Source organism: Neobacillus camarae (assembly GCF_054950115.1).
Genome location: NZ_JBUCKX010000003.1, coordinates 896,710 through 916,440, shown reverse-complemented (window position 1 = coordinate 916,440; position 19,731 = coordinate 896,710). Strand labels below are relative to the sequence as shown.

At 41.0% G+C, this 19,731-nt stretch carries 24 protein-coding genes; 20 read left to right on the top strand and 4 right to left on the bottom strand.

Annotated features, from left to right (window positions below; genetic code table 11):
* Positions 1 to 7: 7 nt before the first annotated feature.
* The 12 genes from pstB (ACY8D0_RS19900) (at position 8) to ACY8D0_RS19845 (ending at position 9,695) form a co-directional block, all read left to right on the top strand.
* Positions 8 to 829, top strand: a complete 822-nt coding sequence (pstB, locus tag ACY8D0_RS19900) for a phosphate ABC transporter ATP-binding protein PstB (protein ID WP_462412228.1) — start codon at positions 8 to 10, stop codon at positions 827 to 829.
* 12 nt (positions 830 to 841) lie between these two features.
* Positions 842 to 1,615, top strand: a complete 774-nt coding sequence (gene pstB / locus ACY8D0_RS19895; RefSeq protein WP_462412227.1) for a phosphate ABC transporter ATP-binding protein PstB — start codon at positions 842 to 844, stop codon at positions 1,613 to 1,615.
* Positions 1,615 to 2,280, top strand: a complete 666-nt coding sequence (gene phoU, locus ACY8D0_RS19890; protein WP_462412226.1) for a phosphate signaling complex protein PhoU — start codon at positions 1,615 to 1,617, stop codon at positions 2,278 to 2,280. Before pstB (ACY8D0_RS19895) ends, phoU begins: the two co-directional genes overlap by 1 nt.
* Before the next feature lie 262 nt (positions 2,281 to 2,542).
* Complete coding sequence (locus ACY8D0_RS19885) at positions 2,543 to 3,097, top strand: DUF4912 domain-containing protein (protein ID WP_462412225.1); 555 nt, start codon at positions 2,543 to 2,545, stop codon at positions 3,095 to 3,097.
* Complete coding sequence (locus ACY8D0_RS19880; RefSeq protein ID WP_462412224.1) at positions 3,090 to 4,328, top strand: glycosyltransferase family 4 protein; 1,239 nt, start codon at positions 3,090 to 3,092, stop codon at positions 4,326 to 4,328. The genes ACY8D0_RS19885 and ACY8D0_RS19880 overlap by 8 nt, the downstream gene beginning before the upstream one ends.
* Before the next feature lie 24 nt (positions 4,329 to 4,352).
* Positions 4,353 to 4,976 carry a hypothetical protein gene (locus tag ACY8D0_RS19875; protein ID WP_462412223.1) on the top strand — a complete coding sequence of 208 codons (624 nt, stop codon included), beginning with the start codon at positions 4,353 to 4,355 and terminating at the stop codon, positions 4,974 to 4,976.
* Between the two features lie 149 nt (positions 4,977 to 5,125).
* Entirely contained in the window at positions 5,126 to 5,275 is a 150-nt protein-coding gene (rpmG, locus tag ACY8D0_RS19870; protein ID WP_015594975.1) for a 50S ribosomal protein L33, read from the top strand.
* A gap of 51 nt (positions 5,276 to 5,326) precedes the next feature.
* Positions 5,327 to 5,893 (top strand): 5-formyltetrahydrofolate cyclo-ligase, encoded by a 567-nt coding sequence (locus ACY8D0_RS19865; protein WP_462412222.1) that lies wholly within the window; start codon positions 5,327 to 5,329, stop codon positions 5,891 to 5,893.
* Entirely contained in the window at positions 5,890 to 6,672 is a 783-nt protein-coding gene (locus ACY8D0_RS19860; RefSeq protein ID WP_462412221.1) for a DUF92 domain-containing protein, read from the top strand. Before ACY8D0_RS19865 ends, ACY8D0_RS19860 begins: the two co-directional genes overlap by 4 nt.
* Before the next feature lie 79 nt (positions 6,673 to 6,751).
* Positions 6,752 to 7,696, top strand: a complete 945-nt coding sequence (locus ACY8D0_RS19855) for an L-lactate dehydrogenase (protein WP_462412220.1) — start codon at positions 6,752 to 6,754, stop codon at positions 7,694 to 7,696.
* A 119-nt stretch (positions 7,697 to 7,815) separates the two neighbouring features.
* Entirely contained in the window at positions 7,816 to 8,010 is a 195-nt protein-coding gene (locus ACY8D0_RS19850; protein WP_462412219.1) for a hypothetical protein, read from the top strand.
* Positions 8,007 to 9,695 (top strand): rhomboid family intramembrane serine protease, encoded by a 1,689-nt coding sequence (locus tag ACY8D0_RS19845; protein ID WP_462412519.1) that lies wholly within the window; start codon positions 8,007 to 8,009, stop codon positions 9,693 to 9,695. Before ACY8D0_RS19850 ends, ACY8D0_RS19845 begins: the two co-directional genes overlap by 4 nt.
* Here the strand turns inward: ACY8D0_RS19845 and ACY8D0_RS19840 are convergent.
* A complete protein-coding gene (locus tag ACY8D0_RS19840; RefSeq protein WP_462412218.1) occupies positions 9,658 to 10,518 on the bottom strand; it encodes a hypothetical protein in 861 nt (286 codons plus the stop codon). The genes ACY8D0_RS19845 and ACY8D0_RS19840 overlap by 38 nt on opposite strands.
* 218 nt (positions 10,519 to 10,736) lie before the next feature.
* On the opposite strand from ACY8D0_RS19840, the gene ACY8D0_RS19835 reads away from it, so the two are divergent.
* From ACY8D0_RS19835 to ACY8D0_RS19820, 4 genes are all read left to right on the top strand, one after another.
* Positions 10,737 to 10,949 carry a YqgQ family protein gene (locus tag ACY8D0_RS19835; RefSeq protein ID WP_462412217.1) on the top strand — a complete coding sequence of 71 codons (213 nt, stop codon included), beginning with the start codon at positions 10,737 to 10,739 and terminating at the stop codon, positions 10,947 to 10,949.
* A 9-nt stretch (positions 10,950 to 10,958) separates the two neighbouring features.
* Positions 10,959 to 11,939 carry an ROK family glucokinase gene (locus ACY8D0_RS19830; protein WP_462412216.1) on the top strand — a complete coding sequence of 327 codons (981 nt, stop codon included), beginning with the start codon at positions 10,959 to 10,961 and terminating at the stop codon, positions 11,937 to 11,939.
* A 189-nt stretch (positions 11,940 to 12,128) separates the two neighbouring features.
* On the top strand, positions 12,129 to 13,271 hold the full coding sequence (locus ACY8D0_RS19825) for a YqgU-like beta propeller domain-containing protein (RefSeq protein ID WP_462412215.1): 1,143 nt from the start codon (positions 12,129 to 12,131) through the stop codon (positions 13,269 to 13,271).
* 81 nt (positions 13,272 to 13,352) lie between these two features.
* On the top strand, positions 13,353 to 13,673 hold the full coding sequence (locus tag ACY8D0_RS19820) for an MTH1187 family thiamine-binding protein (RefSeq protein ID WP_462412214.1): 321 nt from the start codon (positions 13,353 to 13,355) through the stop codon (positions 13,671 to 13,673).
* A gap of 23 nt (positions 13,674 to 13,696) precedes the next feature.
* On the opposite strand, the gene ACY8D0_RS19815 is transcribed toward ACY8D0_RS19820, so the two are convergent.
* Complete coding sequence (locus ACY8D0_RS19815; RefSeq protein ID WP_462412213.1) at positions 13,697 to 13,873, bottom strand: DUF2759 domain-containing protein; 177 nt, start codon at positions 13,871 to 13,873, stop codon at positions 13,697 to 13,699.
* Positions 13,874 to 14,123: 250 nt separating this feature from the next.
* Between ACY8D0_RS19815 and ACY8D0_RS19810 the strand changes: the two genes are divergently transcribed.
* A complete protein-coding gene (locus tag ACY8D0_RS19810; RefSeq protein WP_462412212.1) occupies positions 14,124 to 14,759 on the top strand; it encodes an MBL fold metallo-hydrolase in 636 nt (211 codons plus the stop codon).
* Between the two features lie 457 nt (positions 14,760 to 15,216).
* A complete protein-coding gene (locus ACY8D0_RS19805) occupies positions 15,217 to 16,308 on the top strand; it encodes a class I SAM-dependent methyltransferase (RefSeq protein ID WP_462412211.1) in 1,092 nt (363 codons plus the stop codon).
* 56 nt (positions 16,309 to 16,364) lie between these two features.
* Here the strand turns inward: ACY8D0_RS19805 and ACY8D0_RS19800 are convergent, their stop codons facing one another.
* Entirely contained in the window at positions 16,365 to 16,610 is a 246-nt protein-coding gene (locus tag ACY8D0_RS19800; RefSeq protein WP_462412210.1) for a DUF2626 domain-containing protein, read from the bottom strand.
* Between the two features lie 85 nt (positions 16,611 to 16,695).
* Positions 16,696 to 17,391, bottom strand: coding sequence for a helix-turn-helix transcriptional regulator (locus ACY8D0_RS19795; RefSeq protein WP_462412209.1), 696 nt, complete (start codon positions 17,389 to 17,391; stop codon positions 16,696 to 16,698).
* Between the two features lie 223 nt (positions 17,392 to 17,614).
* Between ACY8D0_RS19795 and comGA the strand changes: the two genes are divergently transcribed.
* Together comGA and comGB are read left to right on the top strand one after the other, a co-directional pair.
* Positions 17,615 to 18,700 (top strand): competence type IV pilus ATPase ComGA, encoded by a 1,086-nt coding sequence (comGA, locus tag ACY8D0_RS19790; RefSeq protein ID WP_462412208.1) that lies wholly within the window; start codon positions 17,615 to 17,617, stop codon positions 18,698 to 18,700.
* Positions 18,687 to 19,718: a competence type IV pilus assembly protein ComGB gene (gene comGB, locus ACY8D0_RS19785; RefSeq protein ID WP_462412207.1), complete on the top strand. Its 1,032-nt coding sequence runs from the start codon at positions 18,687 to 18,689 to the stop codon at positions 19,716 to 19,718. Before comGA ends, comGB begins: the two co-directional genes overlap by 14 nt.
* Positions 19,719 to 19,731 lie beyond the last annotated feature (13 nt).

The following is a 19,731-nucleotide window of genomic DNA, read 5'->3' as shown; positions in this document are numbered from 1 at the left end:
GAGTCAAATGGTGACAGCCGTAAAGGAGAAAACAGCTATGGATGTAACTGTTCCAAGATATAGTGAATTCCAGCCAAAAAATATATTAACAGTAAAGAACTTAGAGATTTTTTATGGGGAAAAGCGAGCAGTAAATGGAATTTCTATGGAGATTGAGAAGAACTCCGTAACCGCATTAATTGGTCCTTCGGGTTGCGGGAAGTCCACCTTCTTGCGCAGCATTAACCGGATGAATGATTTAATCCCTGGTGCAAGGGCAGAAGGAGAAATCCTTTACGAAGAGCTAAATATTCTGTCTGAAGATATTAATGTAGTCGCGTTAAGAAAAGAAATCGGGATGGTGTTCCAAAAGCCAAATCCTTTCCCGAAATCCATTTACGAGAATATTACCCATGCCCTTAAATTTGCCGGCATTAAAAAGAAGAGCAAGTTGGATGAAATTGTGGAAGAAAGCTTGCGAAAAGCAGCACTATGGGATGAAGTAAAGGACAGGCTTCATAAATCTGCTCTTTCGCTTTCTGGCGGACAGCAACAGCGGCTTTGCATTGCTAGAACCATTGCCATGAAACCGACTGTCATTCTGCTGGATGAGCCATCTTCTGCTCTTGATCCAATTTCAAACGCAAAGGTTGAGGACTTAATTGTAGATTTAAAAAAAGATTACTCGATTATAATTGTCACCCACAACATGCAACAGGCATCACGGATTTCTGATAAAACAGCGTTCTTTTTAAGCGGAGATTTAATTGAGTATGACATGACTGAAAAAATCTTTACAAATCCATCCGTCCAAAAGACAGAAGAATACATTTCCGGAAGATTCGGATAAGGGGGTAGACTTATGAGCACACAGACACTAACAAGAGATATCTTTGATGTCAATGATCTTAATTTATGGTATGGTGACCACCATGCCTTAAAAGGTATCAACTTTCCCATTCAAAAGAAGGAAGTAACGGCAATGATTGGTCCGTCAGGATGTGGGAAGTCTACGTTTTTAAAAACCCTAAATCTAATGAATAAAGTGATCCCGAATGTAAAAATAACCGGTGAAGTGAATTTTGACGGCCAAAATATTTTGGATGCGAAAACTGACCTAGTAGAATTGCGTAAACATGTCGGAATGGTTTTTCAAAAGGGGAATCCATTTCCACAGACGATTTACGATAATGTAGCCTACGGGCCAAGAATTCATGGCATCAAGAAGAAAAAGCATCTGGACGAAATTGTCACAAAATCTTTAATGGATGTGGCACTATGGGATGAAGTAAAGGACCGGTTGAACGCCCCTGCACTCGGGCTGTCGGGCGGACAACAGCAGCGGCTTTGCATAGCAAGAGCTCTTGCTACGAAACCGGATGTGCTGCTAATGGATGAACCGACCTCCGCGCTGGATCCAATCTCAACGTTAAAAATTGAGGAGTTAATCTTCGAGTTAAAAGAAAAATATACGATTGTGATTGTGACTCACAATATGCAACAAGCAGCAAGGGTTTCAGATAAAACAGCTTTCTTCTTAATGGGGGAACTGATTGAATTAGATGAAACCGCAAAAATCTTCTCCATGCCCAAGGACTCTAGGACGGAAGACTATATTACAGGAAGATTCGGGTGATGTCCATGAATACAAGAACGAACTTTGACCAAAATTTAAAAGAATTAAAATCGCTGCAGCTGAAAATGGCGGACGAAGCGCAAGTCTCCATTAAAAATGCCATGCTGGCACTGTTAAACCAAGATATCCAACTAGCTGACAAAGTAATTAATGGTGATAATGTAATCGATGACCTTGAATATGAAATTCATGACAAAGCCTTAATGTTAATTGCTCGCCAGTCTCCAGTTGCCAAAGATTTACGCAGACTCCATGTCGCGTTAAGGGTATCTTCCGAGGTTGAACGTTTAGGGGATATTGCCGTTAACATTGCAAAATCTGCCGTTCATATTGGAAATGAGAAACATGTGAAAGAGCTGATTGATATCCCTCATATGATGGAAATGGCATTAGAGATGGTCAGTGAGTCCATTACTTCATTTTATTCAGAAGATACTGAGCTCGCAAAGAAATGTGCTGAAAAGGATGACATGGTAGACCAGATGTTCGGAAGCCTAGTTAAAGAACTTCTGACCTATATTCCCCAAAATCCGGACTTCACCAATCAAATTATCCAGTTAGCCTTTGTCTGCCGTTTTATCGAAAGAATTGCCGACCATTCCACCAATATTGCCGAAAATGTGATTTATCTGGAAACCGGGAAACGATACAATTTAAACGCATAAATTATTTTTGGATGAGACACCATGGTGCTCATCTTTTTTTGTCGAAAGTCATTTCCCCCTCCGTGCACTGACTGTCGATTCTTCATGACAAATGTTCCTTCAAAAAAAATTTCCCTGTCAAATCCTTTTGAACATAAGGAAGTGCAAAAAGCGACAAATTGCGTTTATTGTCTGACTCTCTTTCTGATGTTACGATTAACTTATCGACTCGGTATATTTCCTTGTTTTATTCATATATTGTAGGTTAAGGCTGGAGGAAAAGATGATTAACAAAAGCGACCATTTAACGCAACAACTTCATAAGAAAGAGACAGCCACAGGTGACGCTTTGCTGCCACTCTTTCAACCTCCCATAAATAATGTGAAAATGAAGCTGGTTTCCCCAAATGAAATAGCCATATTCTGGGATCCCTCTGATCTGCCCCAAAAAATGATCGGGTTATTTTTTGGCATACAGTTTGAAGACCTAGTACACGTGGTGAGGATTTACGATGTTACCGATTTGGTTTTTACCGGTCATAATGCACACCATTTTTACGAATTAGCTATTCCATATCAGAATGGTTTCTGGCATGTTAAGGGATTAGCGGGAAAACGAAGCTATGTTTCAGAAATAGGAGTGTATTTAAAAGAAGACGAGTACTTCCCGTTTTTCCGCTCCAATAGCCTTCTGGTACCGGAGAGTGAAAAGCAGATGAATCCTGATTCAAAGCATGGATTGCCGCCGGTCAAGCCACCCTTCAACGTTGCTCCCAAATGGCATGATTATGTAAGCACCTATAGTTATTATCGCAACAAGGAGGACCAACATGACTAATTCTCCCAATCCTTCTAAGGATATTTCCAAATCACGGCTGAAAATACTCCTGCTCTGCTGGGAATACCCGCCAAACGTGGTGGGAGGACTATCCAGACATGTTTATGGCTTATCGGTTCATCTTGCCATAATCGGTCATGAAGTGCATGTGATAACTGCCGGCAACGCAGGCTCAATGCCCTTTGAGGTCAGGGAAGGAGTGCAGGTGCACCGGGTAATACCCCTCAATGACCAAGATGAAGATTTTCTTGCATGGATATGCGGTCTTAATTTGGCAATGGCCTTTAAGGCGGAACAACTGACCGATGGAACCCAGTTCGACTTGGTGCATGCCCATGATTGGTTGGTGGGGGCAGCAGCCATTTATATCAAGGACACTTTGAACATACCCCTTTTATCGACCATACATGCAACGGAACATGGCAGAAATAATGGAATTTATACGGAAATGCAACGGTTTATCCATGAGAAGGAACAGCAGCTTATGTCTAAGTCAGACCATTTAATCGTCTGCAGTGAGTATATGAAGCAATCCTTAATGTCCATCTTTTCTGTGGATGAGGGCAGACTATCGGTCATCCCTAATGGAGTTGACACTCCTTGTATCCAAGAAAAAGCGGAAATGTATTTTCCTAATTTAAGCGGGCGCCGATACATTTTTTCGATTGGCAGGATTGTGAAAGAAAAGGGATTTGAGACGATCATTGAGGCAGCAACAATCGTGAAGCAAAGGAAATTAGATTATTTCTTTGTTGTTGCCGGCAAGGGACCGATGTTATCTGAATACCAGAAGCTGATTGAGAAGAGAGAATTAACTGATTACTTGGAATTTATAGGATTTGTTACCGACGAACAACGAAACGCGCTTATTGCAGGAAGTGAAATGGCCGTATTTCCTAGTCTTTATGAGCCGTTTGGCATCGTTGCCCTTGAAACAATGATTCTTGGCAAACCAACCATCGTCTCGAATACGGGTGGTTTAAAGGGGATTGTGAAGCACCTGCAAACTGGGTTGCTCATGAATCCGGGAAACGCCGAAAGTCTGTTAAAACAGGTAACATACTTAGTGGAAAATCCAGCTAAATTACAAGAAATAGGATTAAAGGGTAAAAGCATTGCGTTAAGTTTATATGGATGGAAAAGAATTGCCTATGAATCAGGTCAATTGATGCAGGATATGGTATTGGGCAAGCAGATATATGAAGATGAGGAACATTTTACGGTTAAATAAAAATGAAAATTGGGGTAGAGGAAGATGAAACTAATCAAACCGCAAAAACCGATTGAGACTTCCGGACGCCGAAGTTCCGTGGAGCACTTGCATTTTGTGCCCGGGATATGGGTAAATGAAAAATATTATTGGCTTTATAACAGTACGGAAAAAGTGATTTATGATGAAGCGTTAATCTTGAATATGAAACAGGAACATATTCACTCGAAAATTCATTTGTCTAAGATTATCGTCAGTAATCATGGTAATCAAGACAAAGATATCAAAATCATGGGGATGCACTATTTTCCGAATATTGATCAAGAACATTTAACCTTTATATCACCAACAGATAAGCATATTTTTCATCATAATGGTGAGGACGTATTTTTAGTAAACGGCCAAACAGCGGACGAAGGGGTCAGCCAATATACGACCATACCGATATGGAATGCTTTTACAGATCAGATTTGGAATTCGCTTGAAACAGGGTCGCTCAAGTATCAGCCGATGGCCAAAGGGCCAGCCGTCAGTATTTTTGCCCTGAATTTAAAAGTGGAAAGGCATTCTACCAAAAAAGTGAACTCATGGGCGATTGCTGGTGTTAGTCGAAATGAAGTAATTTCTATGGAGCAGGCCCTTTTAAAGAAAAGGGAAACCTATTTTTAACCATTAGGATGAATGACTCCGTGACATACGTCGCTAATCTGGAGTGCTTACGCTTTTCTGAAAAACAGACTAGCATTTCCTTTTGAAAAATGATATTATAGAAAAGTCGTATGGACTTTACTAGCTTAATCGTTTGGAGGGAAATAAACATGCGTGTAAATATTACGTTAGCTTGCACAGAGTGTGGAGACCGTAACTATATTTCTACAAAAAATAAGCGTAACAACCCGGATCGTCTTGAGCTTAAAAAATATTGCCCAAGAGAAAAGCGTACAACTGCACACCGTGAAACAAAATAAGCAGCAGGTTTTCCTGCTGCTTTTTTGTACCTAAGTATAGGAGGACGAACCATGCGTGAAAAAATTTCCATCCGGTCCGGGATGAAACAGACCCTTTCACAGCTGAGTAAACCGATTTACGAGGATTATTCATACAAGATTGCCTGCAGGCTATTTCAGGAACAGGTTTGGAATGAGGCGAAAATTATCGGCATAACCATTTCCAAGCCGCCTGAGGTCGATACATATCAGATGATTCGCAAAGCATGGGAATCAGGAAAACAAGTGGCAGTGCCAAAATGTAATCCCAAGGAAAAGTTATTGACCTTTCATGCCCTGACAGAGTTTTCCCAGCTTGAGTCCGTATTTTTTGGATTATTTGAACCAATAGAGGAAATAACTAAGGAAGTGGCTGCCGACGACATGGAATTATTAATTGTTCCGGGGTTGGCCTATTCAACGGATGGATACCGGGTCGGTTTTGGCGGGGGGTATTATGACCGCTTTTTAAGCAGATATTCCGGAAATACTGTATCACTGGCCTTTAATGAACAAATCATCAGCGATCTTCCTGTCGAAAACCATGATATCCCGGTTTCGTGTATTATTACTCCTGATAAGGTCCTGAAAATCAGATGACCCAGTCTATCATCCTTGTTGCCGTCATTGCTTTAGGAGGTATGGCTGGTTATTTTTTTAAGCTTTTAGATAAATCAGGGGCAATCGCGTCCATAGTAGTCGGCATTTCCATATTGTTGGGGTTTGGCCTAAGCGGGCTGATCCTCTTGGCCGTGTTTTTTGCCACCTCCAGTTACTGGTCCAGTTATAAAAAATCTGCAAAACATGGTTTGGAAGAAAAACTGGCTAAGGGATCGACAAGAGACTGGCGTCAGGTTGCTGCCAATGGAGGAGCAGCCGGCCTATTCAGTATCATGTACATCTTTCAACAGGAAAGTATTTGGTTGATTGGTTTTGCAACGAGTATCGCAAGTGCCAATTCGGATACGTGGGCCTCGGAAATCGGCAGTTTAAGCAAAAGGGAACCAATCTTCATTAAGACCTTGAAGCCTGTCGAAAGAGGAACATCCGGTGCTGTCAGTTTATTAGGAAGTATTGCCGCAATGGCAGGATCCTTGTTAATTGCGGTCATTAGTTTTGGGCTTTTTGAAATGAATATTTTAGTAAGTCTGGCTATTTTTATTTTTGGATACATAGGAAATGTCGTTGATACATTGATTGGTGCGTTTTATCAACAAACTTACCAGTGCCGGGTTTGCGGCATGACAACTGAGAAACATACTCACTGCAGCCAGCCAACCGTTAAAATAAAGGGCATGCCATTTGTGGACAACGATATGGTTAATTTTTTATCAAACTTTCTTGCCTCGCTTGCGGCAATCGGATTATTTATGTTATAGCCCGCTACTGTATGAATTAGACTTAAAAATATGGTTCATGTTCATTAAAGAAAAATAAGAATTTTTGGGAGGAATAGATATGCAAGATCGTGTAAATCGAGTTGCTCTTATCGGAACAGGATTCGTAGGGTCAAGTTATTCTTTTGCCATGCTGAACCAAGGAATAACAGAAGAGTTGGTCCTGATTGACTTGAATAAAGATAAAGCGGAAGGTGACGCCATGGACTTGAATCATGGACTTCCTTTTGCGCCGTCCCATACAAAAATATGGTATGGCAGTTATAAAGATTGCGGGGATGCCGATATCGTTGTTATAACAGCGGGGGCCAATCAAAAACCTGGAGAAACCCGTTTGGACCTTGTAGAGAAAAATACGAAAATCTTTAAAAATATTGTTGATGAAATATTGGCAAGCGGCTTTCAAGGCATTTTCTTAGTGGCAACTAACCCGGTGGACATCTTAACATACGCCGTTCAGAAGTTTTCTGGTTTCCCAAAAGAGCGGGTTATCGGTTCAGGAACAATATTGGATACTGCACGATTCCGGTTCCTGCTGGGAGATTACTTTAATGTGGATACCCGGAATGTTCATGCCTATATTATTGGCGAACATGGGGATACAGAACTCCCAGTGTGGAGTCATGCTGATATTGCGGGGTCGTCAATTGAAAAATGGATGGAGATTCACGGAAATTCCCAAGCAGATCTAAATCCAATCTTTGAGAATGTCCGCGATGCCGCCTACCATATTATCGAGCGTAAAGGTGCTACCTATTATGGGATTGCCATGGGTCTCGTAAGGTTAACAAAAGCCATTCTGCAGAATGAAAACTCAGTTCTGACTGTTTCGGCTTACTTGGATGGAGAATACGGACAGAATGATATTTATATTGGGGTTCCCGCAATTGTTAACAGAAATGGCATTAGAGAGATTGTACAACTGGAATTAAACGAAACTGAGAAACAAAAATTCGAGCATTCCGTCAATGTCTTAAAGAAAACCATGGAATCTGTATTTAAATAATTAGAGAGTAACAGCAGCTGTTCCATCCATGGCATGATGCCATTTGTTTGGGATAGCTGTTATTTTTTTTGGATAAAACTTACGTGAATTTCAAAGTATATAACATAGGAGGGATTCACATGTCACGTATATTATCCACCATTATCATGATTGGGTCATTAGGGTTTATTGTTTACAGGTACCGATATCGGATTATGAACATCCTGCTCGGTTTAAGCTGGATGCGCCGGCTGGCTGTCAGTTCGATGATGCGCTTGCCTGGTGTAAAGCAAAGATTAATGGGATCAGTATTTGGAGGACCATCTGATTGGTGAACACCACAGATGGTTTTTTTTATTCCGTAAGAGCCATCTTATTCAAGAATATCTATCATTTCGTATATAATGAAAGAATCAGGTTAGTACCAAATAGCTGTTCATTGGAAGGCAGGGGAGAAATGAATAATAAAGAGAGTTATGTTTTCTGGAAAATCGCCCGTATACTCATCTCCGAGCACGGCTACCGGATTATTCAATTGTTTGAAAACCAAAGGGAGCTTTGGCTTGAGAAAATGGAAAACAAAAATGCACCCGTGGTTAGAATGTTACTCGAAAACATGGACTGGGGAAACGCCATGCAGAGGGATATCGAGTTTACCGCCTCCAATGGTGAAAGAGTTCGAAGTCAGCTTGGACGGCATAAACTGGACGTGGTCAATATTTATATCAGCGAGTTTCCTCCTGTCGATGAATATGAGTACCGTCTCAAGACCCCTTATGTTTACCCGGATAAAAATAAAACAACGGTTCATTCATTCCTTCTCGCAAAAGGTATAGGTGAAACGGGGTTAGAGCAACTATCAAACCGGCTGGGAATGGAACTAAAATTATCTGATCAAGCCGAATACACGGACCAGGATGTTAACCTTCAGAAAAAGGCTGCTTTGGATTTCGCCATTAATCGGGTAAACAATGAGCGATCGATTTTTAAAAATAGTAAGCCCTTTTTTACCTATTTGTTCATCTTTGTTCAATTGGCCGTGTTTTTATTGATGCAGTTGAATGGCGGGAGCACCAACACCTCCACCTTGATAAAATATGGCGCAAAAGTAAACGAGTTGATAGATGAAGGGGAATATTGGAGGTTTATAACCCCGGTTTTTGTTCATATTGGCTTGTTGCATTTATTCATGAATACACTTTCCCTATATTATTTAGGGACTGTCGTGGAACGAATTTACGGAAAAGTCAGGTTCCTGTTGATCTATTTGTTTGCCGGCTTTACAGGAGTGATTGCCAGCTTTATCTTTAGTCCCAACCTTTCCGCAGGGGCCAGTGGCGCCATATTTGGTTGTTTTGGGGCATTGTTGTATTTTGGAGCCACTCACCGAGAGCTGTTTTTCCGGACCATGGGTTTAAATATCATCATTGTTCTTGTCCTTAATCTTGTGTTTGGCTTCACGACTTCAGGCATTGATAACGCCGGCCATCTGGGTGGACTGATTGGGGGGTTCTTGGCCGGAGGAATTGTTTATTTTCCGAAAAAAAGAAAGGGTATGAGTCAGGCAGCCTTTTTGATTCTCACAGCCATTATAGTTTGGGGGTCCCTTTCATATGGGTTTAATGTTTCGAGTCAAACGCAGGATGAGAATACCGTTGTCGTTCTTGCCCAAGACTATATGAAACAAAATAATTATCAAAAAGCCTATAATGTTCTAAATAGATATGAAAGCAATGCAGAAAATCCTTCCGAGAAAACCTATTTTCTTTTATCGTATGTTGAAATAAAGCAGGACAATCTGGCGGATGCAAAAATTCATTTGCAAAAAGCCATTGAACTTGACCCGGATTTCCATGAAGCCTATTTCAATCTGGCACTGGTCAATCTTGAGCAAAAGGACTTAAAACAGGCGAAAATAAACGCTGAAAAAGCGGCTGACCTTAATCCAAAACAGCAGGAGTATTCCGACTTGGTACGTGAAATTAATAGCCAGCTGCAATCATCTGGCGGAGGAGAATAGGACTGCCATCCTTTGTCTCTGTCAGGACTAATAGATGGGTTTGATTTTTTGCCAAAAGAATCAGCGGGATGGTACTGCCAATCGGAGGGACGGTAGTGCCGTCCTGTTTTTTGATGCCAAGAAAATAATTTTTATAGAGTCCTTCCCATAATTGTCCGGTGATTTTGTCCGATGCTTCTTTTGAAAAACCAGGAAGGCCGGTTTTTGCCCGATTATTGAAAAGAGGCAGCGGATAGGCCTGGTATTCACTAAGTGGAATGGAAAAATGCCTCACGCCCTTGTTCCAGCTGTAATATAGCATTCGCTCTGTCTGTTCGTCCAATCTTTGCTTCCACTCCCGCTCCGCATTTGTAGTTGGTGATCGAAAGGAAAAAACAGAATTTGGGGGTTGGGCAATGACATATAAAGCATCTTCCGACATCGCTTGAGAGCTCAAAATTTTATCTCCCTCATGCAGCTCGGCATGGTGAAAAGTGACCGCCTGCAGCAAGCCAGTTTGAGCCGGAAAACGTTTTTCTTGCGAAATCGATGCTGTATTTTGCTTCCACTCCCCAAGTTTACCAATCAGCCTTCCGTTTTGAAACAACAGGCCGGCATCTTGACGTAAGTACGCTTTTCGGTCCAAGATAGAATTGATTTTCCAATCAGTTGATTTTTGATCCGCAAGCGAGACAGCTGTATTACTTTTTTTATAGGTAACGTTCGGTTCAATTGGAAAATAGGTAATACTTTCTTGGGCTTTTGGAGTACCAAGCGAAGTTAATAATAGGCAAGCTGTTAGGACGATGACCCCCAACCCTGCCGCATAATATATTTTTCTCAAGAAATCTTCATCCTTCCGCAATATTTTCGAACAGAAAAGATTGTCCTGTTATTGTTATATGGGAATCCGAGACGTGAAATGACTAAAACAAACCGGGAAAGAAGTTGAAAAGAGCCGCGGATAAGTTTTGGGAAGATTACTTGAGGACTGATAACCACTAGGGTATACTTTGGTTGTAGGGGAATAGCTCCCCATTAATAGATTAAGGTGAAAATAACATGAAAACGGTTTATGATATTCAACAATTTTTAAAGAATTTTGGAACGCTTATTTATATCGGTGACAGAGAGGCTGATCTTCAATTAATGGAAGCCGAATTAAAGGATATGTATCAGTCACAACTGATTGATACGAAGGATTTTCAAACTGCCTTGTTAATTTTAAGGCACGAGATTCAATTGGAAAAAGACAAAAAGTCCAGGAAAAGTTAGGTGAGGAGAATGGCAGATCAATGGATTGCAGCAGTTGACTTGGGTGGTACCACCTCAAAAATTGCTTTTATTTCGCAAGACGGGGAAATAATTCACAAATGGGAGCTTCCGACCGACAATTCAAACGAAGGTGAAAACATTACGGCAAATATAGCAAAATCAATTGACGAAAAGCTTACCGAACTTGGAGTTTCAAAAGAAAAGCTCGCTGGTATTGGGATGGGAGCACCTGGTCCTGTTGATTATGAAACCGGAGTCATTTTAAATGCCGTCAATTTAGGGTGGAAGGATAACTTCCCGCTGCAGGAGAGTCTCGAGACTGCCACCTCCCTTCCTGCGGCTGTTGAGAATGATGCCAATTGTGCCGCTTTGGGTGAAATGTGGATGGGAGCAGGAATGGGAGCAAAGGATCTCGTATGTGTCACACTGGGAACAGGTGTGGGAGGCGGGGTTATTGTCGGTGGCCGCATCGTCCAAGGAGTGAATGGCGCGGCCGGAGAAATCGGCCATAGTACGGCAGTTCCATTTGGAGGTGCACCTTGCAATTGCGGGAAAACTGGCTGTCTTGAAACAGTGGCTTCAGCTACCGGTATTGTTAGATTGGCTCTAGAGGAGATCAAGAAAGGGGAGCTTCAAGGGAAATTAACAGAACTTTTGGCAGCCCAGCAAAAAATTACCGCAAAGGACGTTTTTGATGCGGCGAAGAGTGGGGATTCGATAGGGAAAAAAGTTTTGAATGATGTCTCCTTTCATTTAGGATTAATCTTAGCTAATCTGGCTAATACCCTCAATCCAGATAAAATAGTACTTGGCGGCGGTGTATCCCAAGCGGGTGCCATTTTACTGGACTCAGTAAATGACTACTTTGCGAAGTTTGCCTTTCCGGCTGTGAAAAACTCTACCAAACTTGCCTTGGCAACCTTAGGGAATGATGCAGGAGTCATTGGGGCTGCCTGGTTGATAAAAAATAAATTGCCACAGAATGTTTGAGCCTGCAGAGATGCAGGTTTTCTTTTTCCAAAATATTGAACAAGTACGTTTGGGGGTTATTGTGAAGATCCATTACTGTTAAGATTTTTGCACCATTTAGGAAGCCATGATTTTAAGTTGTCATATATTTTTAATAATTGAAACATTATAATGAAGTTAAACGTATTATCGTGTGGGAGGAGGGGGAAGATGCTTCTAAATTTCAGGCGAAAATATTCAAACGTATTTTCTTTGGTTGTAATTGTCATGGTGATAAACCTTTTCTTAGGAGCATGTAAAAATCAGGAACCAACAAAGCCTGCCGCTGCGGGAACGAGTGAAACAGCCAAGCCGGTATCTGCTGTGGCTGCTGAACAATGGAAACTGCCGATATCCGTTCCGGAAGGCGAATTTGATAGCCTTATAGGCTGGCTTTCCGAAACAGAAGTGGTTTATCTGGCAAATCAGGGACAAACTTCGATCCTTTATCGGTACAACCTCCTATCGGGCACCAGTGAAGTGATCTATCGAAGTGATACACCTGTTGTTACTGGTGTCATTAGTCCATCCAAGCAATATATCCTGATTCATTCTTCCCCTTCCTCCAATGAGGGTGTTGTTACGATTATCGATACAAAAGGAAACCAAAGGGAGCGTCAAGCGATTCCCTCTCATGAGCTTAGTTTTGAGTGGAATCCTTATGATGAAACAAAGGTGCTGGTTTCTAAATTCAATGAGGATTGGACATTTCAGACCTTTGTACTGAATATGAACAGTAGATCTATGACTGAACTGTCCTTGCCCCAGCCGTTTAACAAATGGCAGGATGAACAAAGACTTGTCTATATAAATTGGGATCAAGAAGAGCCTGGATTATTTGCACCGCTAATGACACGGAATATAACAACTGGCTCAGAAAAGATGTTATTAGAATCGGTTATTCATTACAACTTGTTTGGAAACCAACTGATGGCGATAACGGTTGACGGCAATGAACCAACAAAATCAAAATATACCATCTATAACGAACAGCTGGAAGAAACCTTGGTATTCACGATTCCCCAGCTTGCCATGTACTCTGATTGGTTAATCCCGTATTATGACTACAGCCAAAACCACAACCAATTCATGACTTTTCAACCGGTTACTAGTGGGGATGCGGATTCCTATTCGAGTGGGTTTGATTTGGTAAGTTATGATATTAAAAACGGAAAGCATCATCAAGTTCTCTCGGAAATGGAGAATGAGCCTATCATGTTTTCCCCATCTGGGGACATGTTGCTTTACGGATATCAATTTGACAAGGTTATAGATATCGACAGCAAGAAAGTTTATCAATTATTTGAAGGGTGACATCAAGTGTCATTCTTTTTCATTTTGTGATTGATTGTGATAAAATCACGGTGTCAATTCATTAAAGATGAGGTGCAGCTAATGGCGATTGTTGATGTGACTGTGATTCCGGTAGGCACAGAGTCTCCGAGTGTAAGTCAATATGTAGCAAATGTTCAAAAGGTATTGCAGGATTATGAACAAAAAGGGAAAATCCGTTATCAGTTAACGCCCATGAATACCATTGTAGAAGGTGAGTTACCGATATTGTTTGAGGTGATTCAAGCGATGCATGAAGTTCCATTTTCTGAAGGCGTCAAGCGGGTATGCACGTCTATTCGGATCGATGACCGCAGGGATGTGAACCGAACGATGGAGTATAAGGTGGATAAGGTTCATAGCCTATTAAGTGAAGAAAAATAAAAAGACTGTCATTTGACAGTCTTTTAATGTGTTCCGGTTGGATATCCTGAATTGATAAGTGTCATGACGGCAAACCATCCGAATACAGCAAGAGAAGCAACTCCCCAAAATGCAGCCAATAAATTCTTGTTCTTAAGTGCCTTAAATGCACCAAGAGCTGCAAGTATTGCTACTAAACCGAAAATAATGACTAATCCCATGGTAATCCCCCTTTTTCCGTTAGAAACAAGCCAAGCTTGATTTTTAAATCCTATGTATCAATATTATTTACATTCGTTCTTATTTTATATTTTTTTCCTTTATTTGTCGAGGCCTTATATAAATTCTCTGACTATTTTACCATTGGAAGCCACGGACATCAGGGAGAGTTTATTTTTCTGCAATTCTTTCTTAGGTTGGTGATTTAGTATAATATTATAGTATCGGAATCCGGATTGGAGGTAATTCTTAGTGAAATGGCAGCAAATCCCCTTGGGGAGTATCCAAACCAACTGTTACATTGTTGAAAATTCAGAGCGAGCTTGCCTTATCTTCGACCCTGGAGGTGATGCGAAGAAGCTAATTAATCTCCTGAATAGCAGAGGAATAAAGCCGCTGGCGATTTTGTTAACACATGCCCATTTTGACCATATTGGCGCAGTTGATGAAGTAAGGGAGCATTACAAAATTCCTGTTTATCTGCACAAAAAGGAAGAAAAGTGGCTGGGTGACGCAAGCTTGAATGGTTCCCAATTCTTCTCCCTTATTGAACCGGTTATTGTTAAACCTGCAGATGAAATAATAAAAAGTGAGGGAACTGTTCAAATCCATAATTTTAGCTTTCATGTATACCATACACCAGGTCATTCGCCCGGAAGCGTTTCCTACTATTTTGAAAAGGAAGGCTTTGTCATTTCTGGGGATGCCTTATTTCAAGGCAGCATTGGCCGCACAGACCTGCCAGGAGGAAATCAGACGCAGCTGTTAAAAAGTATACATGACAAGCTTTTGACCCTTCCGGAAGAAACCTATGTATTATCCGGCCATGGCTCAGTCACTACCATTGTCAACGAAATGGACAGCAATCCGTTTTTAAACGGATTTTAATATGAAAAGCGCAAGTGCCCTGGTCAGCACTCGACAGGCCTCCTCCAACCAAAAGCTAACGCCTTTTGGTCGTGTGATGCCTATGTGTCGAAGCCTTCCTTGTGGAGCTCTCCAAAAGGCAGCAGGCGGTGCATGAGGCGTAGTTGAACATATGCATTCTTGTTTGCCATATCGTTATGGCGGAGCGAAGGACACTAGGCGCTAGGATGGTCCTCCAAAAAGCTAAAGCTTTTTTTCGTCCGATGTTTATGATGCTAAGCGCTTTCCTTGTGGAGCTGGAGAATTCTCATAGCGGATAATGATATCTTATTATTATAAGAAAGACCCTTCTCGAATGAGAAGGGTCTTTCTGGGGGATGTTCTATTCATAAAATGGGAGGGATATTGTTAAGCTACTACCTTTACAATATTATAAAGTTTTCACTATGTCAATAGTGTTAATCGAAAAGGAGTTCCAATGTTTACCTATTTACAGAAATTAATTTCTTGTTCCCCTAACCAAATGATTTCGTATGCACAATTCATATCTGAAGCACTTTATCATCCCGAATACGGTTATTACATGAGTGAAAAAGAGAAAATTGGCCGTTTGGGCGATTTTATCACCACCAGCAGCGTTTCCGATATTTTCGGGAAAGTCATGGCCAAATGGCTGGCGGTTGTTTTCAAAAAAATGGACATAATACCGGCTGTCTGTGAAATTGGCGCCGGCAATGGAAGGTTTGCCCATGCCTTTTTACAGGAATGGTCAAGATCGAATAAAGCCCCGATCAAGTACATCATTGTTGAGGCCAGCCCATATCATCGAAAGCTTCAAAGACAATTATTAACGGACTTCGAGTCAGTAAACCAATTAAATAACTTAACCGAATTGAAGGGGTTTGAAGGGATTATCTTTAGTAACGAGCTCTTTGATGCATTGCCAGTTCATGTTATTGAAAAACAGGGTGGGGACTTGTTTGAGATTATGATTGGACTTGAGAAGGACAAGTTGAAAGAGTACAAGATGCCGTTAAACAATCCTGATATCCTTGAATTTTTGCGGCATAGCAACCTGCAATTAACAGACCACCAGCGGATTGAGGTCCCCCTAGCGATGGAAGAAATGATCGAACAAATCTCTGCTGTTTGTGAAAAGGGACTGGTCATTTCGGCGGATTATGGTTATACCAATGAAGAATGGATGGATCCAGCTAGGAAAAAAGGTAGTTTGCGGGGATACAGCCAGCATAAGATGATTGATCATGTATTAATTAATCCAGGAGAAATAGACATAACGACACATGTTCATTTTGATCATTTAATTCAAAAAGGGAATCAACTCAATCTGGCCTTTGTTTCTAAGCTGCGCCAGGATGATTTTCTGATAAAAGCCGGCATTCTAAAAGAATTGGAAGAATCTTATGACCCCAATCCATTTTCGGAGGCGGCCAAGCGTAACCGGGCGATTCGCAGTTTAATCCTGCCAGGGGGGATAAGCTCTTATTTTCATATCATCATCCAGCAAAAAGGTTTACATCTGAACGAAGCCTCTTTGTTTGAAGTATAGTTGAAAAAATTTTCAAAGAAAACGCCGGAATGTCATATTCCGGCGTTTCTTTTGCCTTATTGGCCCATTGTACCAAGCGGCATCATGAACGTACTCCAATATGTAAAGCCTGCGAAAAAAATGGTTAAATATGCCCCGAATACATACATATACATTCGTTCAGAAAGCTTTAAGTAACTAAGTAGCACAAAGAACCCAGTTTGCGCTAAAAATAGCATTGCTGTTTTGTTCATATCACCCAAATAAAACATAACAGTAAAAATACCTGTCCAAAAACCCATTACCCTGAACATCCGATCCATATGTATCCCTCCTTTACCCCTCGATAAATACCATCAATATAATATTATAAGGAAAGTAAAGGAGAATGTAAATATTGGTTTTATTTTACTTAGCAACAACTACTTGATAGGAACATGTGTCGCAGCCGGAAATCATATTTTCCTGCTCAATCAGTTGGGCGGAGTCAAATAACGTCCCAAACATTCCTTTCAGGAATTCTTGGTGCATATCGCAAACAGACGCAGACTCCTCAGCTACTTCTTTGAACGGGCAGTTAAAAATTTGAAAATAAATTTTGGACTTATCCTCACTTACTTCCAATTCGGGATAAAAACCGGCAAGTGTAGCGGCACTTTTTAATATGGATAGTTTTTCATCAAAAGTTAATTGATCACCAACCTGCCTTTTCGCCATTTCTTGCTCCATCACTTCTACCCCAAACTGCTTCCCGGTCATAAACAGTGCCTGTTTCCCTAAATCCCCTAAGGATATCATTGTTTTAATGGCCACTTTTGATAGGAGCATGTAATCACGGTACGGGAAATGAAGCTGAATGACATCGTCAGACAATCGGTACAATCTGCTCGGCCTTCCGCCTTTACCTGTTTTCTTAGTTTCGGAAATCAGCATGTTAACATCTTCCAGTTTTGATAAATGCAATCTGGCTACATTTGGGTGAATATTAAAATTTTCGGCTACTTCTTGTACTGTTACTTCTTTGTGACGTTTCGTGATGTATTGATAGATGTAGTAACGCGTTGGATCAGACAAAACGTTTGTTATTTTTAGTGTTTGTTCCATCTCGGTTCACCTCGGACCCCCATAATTTATTCCATTATAATACAGCGGGAATCGTGTGGGAACGGAGTTAACAATGTAAACACTATATGTTTAGAAAATGTTCACATTTATTGACGATTTATTGTAACAATTAAAGAGATTTTCTACAAAAAAATTTATTTTTTTTAAAATAAGCAGGAAGGTGATGAACCGTGTCGAAATATAGAGGGGACAAATAAAAAAGGTGGTGTTTCCCATTGTAAGCGACATTGAAATTTTAGCAGACAGGATTATTTCTGATGCTGCAAGAAACCAGGCAACTGATATTCACATCATTCCCCGTAAAGAGGATACGCTCATCCAATTCCGTTTGACCAACAGGCTAATCCCCCGATTAACTTTACCAACAGATGAATGCGACCGGCTCATTTCCCATTTTAAATTTAAAGCGAATATGGACATTGGTGAAAGAAGACGCCCCCAAAGCGGTGCCATTTTTTGTGAAGTCAACGGAGAATTTATGGGGCTTCGGCTCTCAACGCTTCCATCGAATAACAGAGAAAGCCTGGTGCTTCGTCTTCTGCCCCAGCAAAATCAAATTCCGTTTCACCAGCTCTCCTTATTTCCATCCATGACAAGAAAACTTTTGGCCCTTCTTAAACACGCTCACGGATTAATTATTTTTACCGGCCCTACAGGCAGCGGTAAAACCACCACTCTTTACTCCCTGATTAATGAAACAGCCCATTTATTTCAGAGAAATGTCATCACATTAGAGGACCCGATTGAGAAGAACTATGACTCGGTCCTGCAAGTGCAGGTGAATGAAAAAGCAGGTGTCACCTATGCGGCAGGGCTTAAGGCGATATTGCGGCATGACCCCGATATTATCATGGTGGGTGAAATCAGGGACGCTGAAACAGCTAGAATAGCTGTCAGAGCCGCCTTGACTGGGCACTTAGTGTTGAGCACGATGCATACAAGAGATGCAAAAGGGGCGGTGTTCCGTCTTCATGAATTCGGGGTCAACTGGCTGGAAGTGGAGCAAACGCTAATAGCGGTAACTGCTCAAAGATTGGTGGAATTAACCTGTCCTTTTTGTGAGGATGAGTGTTCTCCATATTGTTATTCTTATGGAAGATGGAAAAGAGCCAGTGTATTTGAAGTATTGTCGGGAAGAAATTTGACTGCAGTCATGAAGGCTGCAAAGGGCGAGAAAATGGAAGGGAAGTACCGGTCACTAAAGGATATGATTAAAAAAGGAATTGCTCTTGGCTATATTCAAGAGTCTGAGTATGACCGCCTGGTGTATGAAGATGACCAGACATAAATGGCCAGTGGATGAGCAAGCAAGCTTCTTGAAACGAGTTGGTGAATTACTGGTGCAGGGATATCCTATTGCTGAAGCAATTGAGTCGATATCGTTACATTTGCCTAAAAAACGGAAGGAGGAATTATATGAATGTTTGCAGGAATTAAAAAAAGGACTGCCTTTTCATGATGTATTGGACAGACTTGGATTTCACAATGATTTAATCGGATATGTGTATTATGCCCAGCAGCATGGCAGTTTTGCCGAGGCGCTGCTAGAGGGAAGCGGTCTGGTGCAATTAAAGGACAGGGACCTAAAAAAACTATTGAAAATGCTTCAATATCCCATCTTTCTTCTAGTGCTTACCGGACTATTATTTGGATTTGTTGAGAACACACTTTTGCCGAGATTTACTAGCTTATTTGCGTCACTTGGTTTAGAAGATAATTTTTTTACTAAAGTGGTTTATGCATTTGATTTATATTTCCCCCTTTTCATAAAGGTATTTATTGCCGTCATTTCACTGGCTGGCTGTTACTATTTCTTCATCTTTCGGAAGTACTCCATATTAAAGCAAAGAACATTGCTTGTTCGCCTGCCGATTGCCGGCCCAATCCTCAAATTATTGTTTACCCATTATTTTGCCATGCAGTTAAGTTTCCTTTTGCAAGGAGGAATTTCGATTCCGGAAGCTTTGTCACTATTCGAACAAAACCAAAAGCAGCCTTTTTTTAGCCAATTGGGAGCTTTTATCAAAACAAAACTTGTGACAGGGGAAACATTGGATACGATTTTAAGTTCATTTTCCTTCTTTGAAAAAGAGTTTCCTATTATTGTCAAGCACGGACAGGAAAATGGAAAATTGGAACAGGAATTGTTGTTTTTTAGCAGGCATTGTATTGAGGAAATGGAGGATAGGATCGAACAGTTATTAAAGATTGTTCAGCCGCTTCTGTATCTTTTCATCGGGCTGCTGGTAGTATCCATGTATTTGGCGATTTTATTACCTATGTTTCATCTACTGGATAGCATTTAAAAAATTAGGAGGA

Coding starts and splice junctions, on each gene's coding strand:
- ACY8D0_RS19855 (WP_462412220.1), top strand. CDS start 6,752: ATGCAAGATCGTGTAAATCGAGTTGCTCTTATCGGAACAGGATTCGTA.
- ACY8D0_RS19860 (WP_462412221.1), top strand. CDS start 5,890: ATGACCCAGTCTATCATCCTTGTTGCCGTCATTGCTTTAGGAGGTATG.
- comGB (WP_462412207.1), top strand. CDS start 18,687: ATGACCAGACATAAATGGCCAGTGGATGAGCAAGCAAGCTTCTTGAAA.
- ACY8D0_RS19850 (WP_462412219.1), top strand. CDS start 7,816: ATGTCACGTATATTATCCACCATTATCATGATTGGGTCATTAGGGTTT.
- pstB (WP_462412228.1), top strand. CDS start 8: ATGGTGACAGCCGTAAAGGAGAAAACAGCTATGGATGTAACTGTTCCA.
- rpmG (WP_015594975.1), top strand. CDS start 5,126: ATGCGTGTAAATATTACGTTAGCTTGCACAGAGTGTGGAGACCGTAAC.
- pstB (WP_462412227.1), top strand. CDS start 842: ATGAGCACACAGACACTAACAAGAGATATCTTTGATGTCAATGATCTT.
- ACY8D0_RS19825 (WP_462412215.1), top strand. CDS start 12,129: ATGCTTCTAAATTTCAGGCGAAAATATTCAAACGTATTTTCTTTGGTT.
- ACY8D0_RS19815 (WP_462412213.1), bottom strand. CDS start 13,873: ATGGGATTAGTCATTATTTTCGGTTTAGTAGCAATACTTGCAGCTCTT.
- ACY8D0_RS19875 (WP_462412223.1), top strand. CDS start 4,353: ATGAAACTAATCAAACCGCAAAAACCGATTGAGACTTCCGGACGCCGA.
- ACY8D0_RS19805 (WP_462412211.1), top strand. CDS start 15,217: ATGTTTACCTATTTACAGAAATTAATTTCTTGTTCCCCTAACCAAATG.
- ACY8D0_RS19835 (WP_462412217.1), top strand. CDS start 10,737: ATGAAAACGGTTTATGATATTCAACAATTTTTAAAGAATTTTGGAACG.
- ACY8D0_RS19865 (WP_462412222.1), top strand. CDS start 5,327: ATGCGTGAAAAAATTTCCATCCGGTCCGGGATGAAACAGACCCTTTCA.
- ACY8D0_RS19885 (WP_462412225.1), top strand. CDS start 2,543: ATGATTAACAAAAGCGACCATTTAACGCAACAACTTCATAAGAAAGAG.
- ACY8D0_RS19795 (WP_462412209.1), bottom strand. CDS start 17,391: ATGGAACAAACACTAAAAATAACAAACGTTTTGTCTGATCCAACGCGT.
- phoU (WP_462412226.1), top strand. CDS start 1,615: ATGTCCATGAATACAAGAACGAACTTTGACCAAAATTTAAAAGAATTA.
- ACY8D0_RS19800 (WP_462412210.1), bottom strand. CDS start 16,610: ATGGATCGGATGTTCAGGGTAATGGGTTTTTGGACAGGTATTTTTACT.
- ACY8D0_RS19820 (WP_462412214.1), top strand. CDS start 13,353: ATGGCGATTGTTGATGTGACTGTGATTCCGGTAGGCACAGAGTCTCCG.
- ACY8D0_RS19880 (WP_462412224.1), top strand. CDS start 3,090: ATGACTAATTCTCCCAATCCTTCTAAGGATATTTCCAAATCACGGCTG.
- ACY8D0_RS19830 (WP_462412216.1), top strand. CDS start 10,959: ATGGCAGATCAATGGATTGCAGCAGTTGACTTGGGTGGTACCACCTCA.